At 40.3% G+C, this 5518-nt stretch carries 5 protein-coding genes; 2 read left to right on the top strand and 3 right to left on the bottom strand.

Annotated elements, in window-relative coordinates:
* Nucleotides 1-316: 316 nt before the first annotated feature.
* Together F6K52_RS31485 and F6K52_RS31480 are read left to right on the top strand one after the other, a co-directional pair.
* Nucleotides 317-1516 (top strand): saccharopine dehydrogenase family protein, encoded by a 1200-nt coding sequence (locus F6K52_RS31485; protein ID WP_293088198.1) that lies wholly within the window; start codon nt 317-319, stop codon nt 1514-1516.
* A 64-nt stretch (nt 1517-1580) separates the two neighbouring features.
* Entirely contained in the window at nt 1581-2093 is a 513-nt protein-coding gene (locus F6K52_RS31480) for an arginase family protein (RefSeq protein WP_293088196.1), read from the top strand.
* A gap of 388 nt (nt 2094-2481) precedes the next feature.
* Here the strand turns inward: F6K52_RS31480 and F6K52_RS31475 are convergent, their stop codons facing one another.
* From F6K52_RS31475 to F6K52_RS31465, 3 genes are read right to left on the bottom strand one after another with little or no spacing between them, the layout of a single operon-like run.
* Nucleotides 2482-3126 (bottom strand): class I SAM-dependent methyltransferase, encoded by a 645-nt coding sequence (locus F6K52_RS31475; RefSeq protein ID WP_293088194.1) that lies wholly within the window; start codon nt 3124-3126, stop codon nt 2482-2484.
* A 19-nt stretch (nt 3127-3145) separates the two neighbouring features.
* Nucleotides 3146-4414 (bottom strand): aminotransferase class III-fold pyridoxal phosphate-dependent enzyme, encoded by a 1269-nt coding sequence (locus F6K52_RS31470; RefSeq protein WP_293088191.1) that lies wholly within the window; start codon nt 4412-4414, stop codon nt 3146-3148.
* 25 nt (nt 4415-4439) lie between these two features.
* Entirely contained in the window at nt 4440-5213 is a 774-nt protein-coding gene (locus F6K52_RS31465; RefSeq protein WP_293088189.1) for a hypothetical protein, read from the bottom strand.
* Nucleotides 5214-5518 lie beyond the last annotated feature (305 nt).

The following is a 5518-nucleotide window of genomic DNA, read 5'->3' as shown; positions in this document are numbered from 1 at the left end:
CTATCATCAAGGGAAAGCCACTGACCCAGTGGCCTATTTAACTGCTAAAGAGAACCAAGATTTGGGGGTTGTCAAAGCCCCTCGTACCAGGAGAAAAAAACCTCCCCTTGATTTGTCTCCTTTCCCAGACTCAGAGGGCTTGACAAATTGCTCTTTTGCTTAACTTGTTACCAATGCCCATTACCTATTACCCATTACCCAGATTTAGTACAAATGTTCTGCGTAAGTGACATGCTCCCAAGTCGATATCTGTTATTATTGATCAGTGTTGAGAATTAAAAAATAAATATCTATATTAACTAACAATAGTGCAGTTATGGCAAAAGTTATTATTATTGGCGCAGGTGGAGTTGGTAATGTTGTTACTCAAAAATGCGCCCAGTTGCAAGATGTTTTCTCGGAGATTCTCCTAGCAAGTCGGACTAAAGAAAAATGCGATCGCATTGCCGCTACTATTGCCCATCCCTCATTACAAACAGCCCAAGTCGATGCAGATAACGTTGCTGAAATGATCGCTCTAATTAAGGATTTTCAGCCTGACATAGTTATTAACGTGGCTTTGCCATACCAAGACTTGCCAATTATGGATGCTTGTTTGGCAACAGGAGTAAATTATCTCGATACTGCTAACTACGAACCTCCTGATGAAGCCAAATTTGAGTATAAATGGCAGTGGGATTACCACGAAAGATATAAACAAGCTGGGATTATGGCTGTGCTTGGATGCGGATTCGATCCTGGAGTCACAGGAGTCTTTACTGCCTATGCCCTCAAGCACCACTTTGATGAGATTCACTATCTAGATATTGTAGATTGCAATGCAGGGGATCATGGCCATCCCTTTGCTACTAATTTTAATCCTGAAATTAACATCAGAGAGATTACCCAAAAAGGAAAATACTATGAAAACTCCAATTGGGTAGAGGTTGAGCCGTTCTCAGTGCATGGGTCAATCAATTATCCAGAGATTGGCCAGAGGGAGTCATACCTGTTGTATCATGAAGAGCTTGAGTCTTTAGTAAAACACATTCCCACCATTAAACGGGCTCGCTTTTGGATGACTTTCAGTGAAAGTTATCTGACACACCTGCAAGTTCTCCAGAATGTAGGATTAACTAGTATTGAACCAATTGAGTATGAAGGGCATCAAATCGTCCCCTTGCAATTCCTCAAAGCTGTTCTACCTGCACCATCTTCACTAGGTCAAAACTATGAAGGTCAAACATCTATTGGCTGCCATATTCGAGGAATAAAAGACGGAAAATCAAAAACCTACTATATCTACAATAACTGTGACCATGCAAAAGCTTATCAAGAAGTAGGGGCACAAGCTGTTGCTTATACAACAGGAGTACCTGCAATGCTTGGTGCAATGCTAGTCTTAACTGGCGAATGGCAAGGTGAGGGAGTCTTTAATGTGGAACAACTTAACCCTGATCCTTTTTTGGCAAAGCTGGGAACCTATGGTTTACCTTGGCATGAGTCAATTAACAACTCAGAAGAATTTGGGGATTAACAAGCAAGATGATTGATTATTCCCAGTATCACCGGGTCTGCGCATTAATCCAGAGTATTCTCCGGTGAAACCGGAGATCTATAATCCCTCGTCTACTCTGAACCATTGGGTTTATACTCAAGCGTTAGAATTGCTCGAGCAAGGCAAACTAGTGGGTGTCGTCGGTGGAGATCACAGTGTACCTCTTGGCTTAATGCAAGCCCTGGCACAAAAACACGAGGAATACGGTATTTTACAAATTGACGCCCATGCTGATCTGCGGCAAGCTTATGAGGGGTTTACTTATTCCCATGCCTCGATCATGTACAACGCTCTCAAGCTACCTCAGATTAGTCGTTTAGTTCAGGTTGGCATCCGAGATGTTTGTGAGGCAGAAATGGCAATGGTAAATAGTGATAGCCGAGTTGTTATGTTTGATGATTGGCAGCTCAAAGCCAATGCTTACGAAGGTATCACTTGGGCAGCTCAGTGCCATAAAATTATATCTAACTTACCTGATCAGGTATATATTAGCTTTGATATTGACGGCTTAAACCCCTCCTATTGTCCCCATACAAGCACTCCCGTGGTGGCTTAGAGTTTAATGGAGCAATTTACTTGTTGCGATCGCTAGTTCCAACAGGCAAAACAATTATTGGTTTTGATTTGTGCGAGGTTGCTCCAGGTGATGGTGGTGATGAGTGGGATGCAATGTAGGAGCTAGAGTTCTCTATAAATTGGCTTGTTTGAGCATCTCCTGCAATAAAGAGCTTGGTTGAACTACAGGTATAGCGCTGGGTATTAACGTTAGGACAAGCTCAAGTCCTGAAACCTTACAGGCAGTATACTTCTGCCTCCTGCCCTCTCCCTGGCGCGTAGCGCTATACCTCTGGCAAAAAACGTTCTCCCTCAATGGTCTTAAGGTTAAAATCTTGCTTGCCTGTGGGGCTAGGCTATCACTAAAAACCTAAAGCAGAATGAGATTTTCAAGAGTCACGAAGCACACGATAAACAAAAGCTTTAATAGTTGCTGTTTCAGAAACCAACGGAATATTTTTAAATGGCTTAGAATGTTCTACCAGTTGGCACCAACCTTCTTTCTCTAAAGTATCTATTTGCGCTTCAATGGCATCAATATAAGAAGCAACATCAACTCGAATGGCGACAATAATAAAACCTTGGGGTTTGACAATGCGCACGAATTCATCAAATGATTCAGGGGGTGCATGGTTAGCGGAAAAAGTACCAGCACTCACAACTGCATCAAACTCATTATCTGTAAAAGCTAAAGGTTCCCCCAATACCATTTGTCTCAAATCTTGATAGACTTGCTTTTTCCGTGCCCTTTCTAACATATTCAGGGATAAATCAATACCCACTAGATTGGTATATCCTAGAATAGCCAGAAGCTCTCCTACCATTCCTGTACCGACGCCAGCATCTAATATATTGGCATCATTGGATGGGACAAATCTTCCCACCAATCCATTGATTACAGCAGGAGGGTTATAGCCAAAGCTGATAACACTTTCATCATACTCTTGTGACCAATGATCGTAGACATTGGATAAATCTTGGTTATTTTGAGCAGAGCTTACTTGTTCCAACCAATAAGATTTGTCAGTTGGCATCATCAATTCTCCTGTCATTTTATATAGCTAAAATATATTCCTTCAAGATAGTTCTTAAGCGGCTTGCCATATCGTCAATATCTTGCCGTGTAGACACCAAAGGAGGTACCACAGGAATAACATTATTTTCCGCAGGTCGTCTGAATAATAAACCATATTTTCTGGCAAAAGGAGCAAGATTAGCTGCGTCATGCTTATCAACAAGCTTCACTCCATACATATAACCACAGCCTTTAACCTGCTCAACAATCTCAAACTCATCATCTAATATCTGCATTTGTTGAGAGAAATAATCAGCGTTATTCTTAACATGATTGAGAATTCCCTCACTATGCAAAATATCTAGAGTTTTACTAGCTGCTGCACAAGCAATTGGATGTCCTCCGTGGGTAAAGCCATGATTTAATGTCACATCTTTACTCATAAATGGAGCAGCAATTTTTGCTGTCACTAAGACTCCTCCTAGGGGAGCATAGCCTGAGGTGATGGCTTTAGCAACTGTAATTAAATCTGGAACAATACCTAGACCCTGATAGGCAAATAAGTCACCAGTCCGCCCATATCCAGTGACAATCTCATCCAAAATTAGCAGAATATTGTGAATAGTGCAAAACTTTTTTAGTTCCCGAATGAACTGAGGTGGGATGGGAATAATTCCTCCTGCTGCAATCACAGGTTCCATGACAATAGCAGCAACGGTTTCCACATTTTGAGCTAAGATAGCCTGTTTGGTTTTGTCTAAGTACTTTGTCCAATTGTCTTGATTAATCTCATAGGACATGGGAATCTCAAAGCTATCGGCAGGAATGGGACCAACATTTTTCCGAATCGAAGGAATACCCATAATGCTCAAAGCACCCAGTGAAACTCCATGATAGGAGTTGCTGAAATGACCCACTTGAGTTTTTTGAGGATTACCTGTCACACAGTGATAAGCACGGCTAATTTTGAGGGCTGTCTCAATCGCTTCCCCTCCCCCAGAAGTGTAGAAAAACTTGGAGAAATCGCCATTGAGATAGTTTAAGAGTTTATCGGCATAGTCAACAGCAGCTTGATGGGCGCGACTAAATAGGGGTAAACAGGCAATTTCTCTGGCTTGGTTCATCATTGCCTCAATGATATCCTCTCGCCCGTAGCCCAGGCTTAAACTCCACAAGCAAGCATTGACATCCAAATAACAATTGCCCTGCTTATCGTATAGATAAATACCTTTTCCTTTGGTGAGAATAAGCGGGTTTTCTAAAAACTCGCCCATGTTGGTAAAAGGATTCCAAACTGGATAAGACAAACTTGTTCTCCTCAAATTTTTCTAATTATCTTGCTAATTTCTCTAGAATTTTAGTTGAATCTGGCACAATTCTATGCTGGTACATTTTTTTATAAAAGGGTAAACTATAATCATAAAGTTCTCGGATTATGTCATTGTTAGTCACATTTTTTTCGTATTGGTTAATACTCCCGCTGTAAATTTTACTGCTCGATGCGACGTCAGCGTGCCAGATTTTCCAAACATCCCACTGTTGATTATAGGATGACCTCCACTGCAAAGCTGACCGAAGAAATTTGATGTTTATTTTCTTACAATAGGAAGCGATGATTGCTTCTGGGTCGCTTTGCAAATCATCCGCATCAATCACCACTGGAATTTCACCTGATAATTCGATTATTTTTTCAAAGAGATAATATTGCTGCTGGTAACCAATTTCATTTTTAGTGATATTGTGGTCTAAAAAATAATAGGAAGGGATTGACTTAGCTGGATCACGAATAATAAAAGTGTTAACCAATTTTTGCAAAAAGGACTCATCTTTTACAAGATATTCATAACAGTGATAAGCCATATCTTTCAAAAAAACATGCTGTTGCGGTGAACAGTTTAGAATGTGGTTCTTAATATCTTCAAATTGTGTCGGATGTTCTGGATCAATAATCATTCCTGTAGGAAGCCCTTTTTTTTCTAAGACATAATAGACATAAGCAAAAGGTTCATGCAGAATTTTAAAGTCTCCCCGATTCATCATCATACGTTCAAAGGCAGTGGAAATAGACCGTGGATGTGACCACAGCACAACTATATTATTTTTCATTCTCAATCAAAATGATAACTGTTAAATCAAGTTACGTATTTCAATATGTAACACGAAGCCAATACAGAATTCCTAATGAATTGAGCGGTTATTATGGCTTCATCTAAGGCTTGATATTGTGCCTTAGACCAATTTAACAGTTTAGCTTCACTCACTATCATAAATTTATATTACAACACTGGGGGGGCGACATGAGAGCTAAAAAGTAGACTGTATAAGCTTCATAGCTCTCATACCTCGTAAATAATTATCGAGCTTATGACGACTTAAACGCATTAACTTATCAACTAATTCCCAACATTGCG

Source organism: Moorena sp. SIO3H5 (assembly GCF_010692395.1).
GTDB lineage: Bacteria > Cyanobacteriota > Cyanobacteriia > Cyanobacteriales > Coleofasciculaceae > Moorena.
Note: the sequence above shows the minus strand (reverse complement) of the source record. Positions and strands in the feature narration are given on the sequence as shown.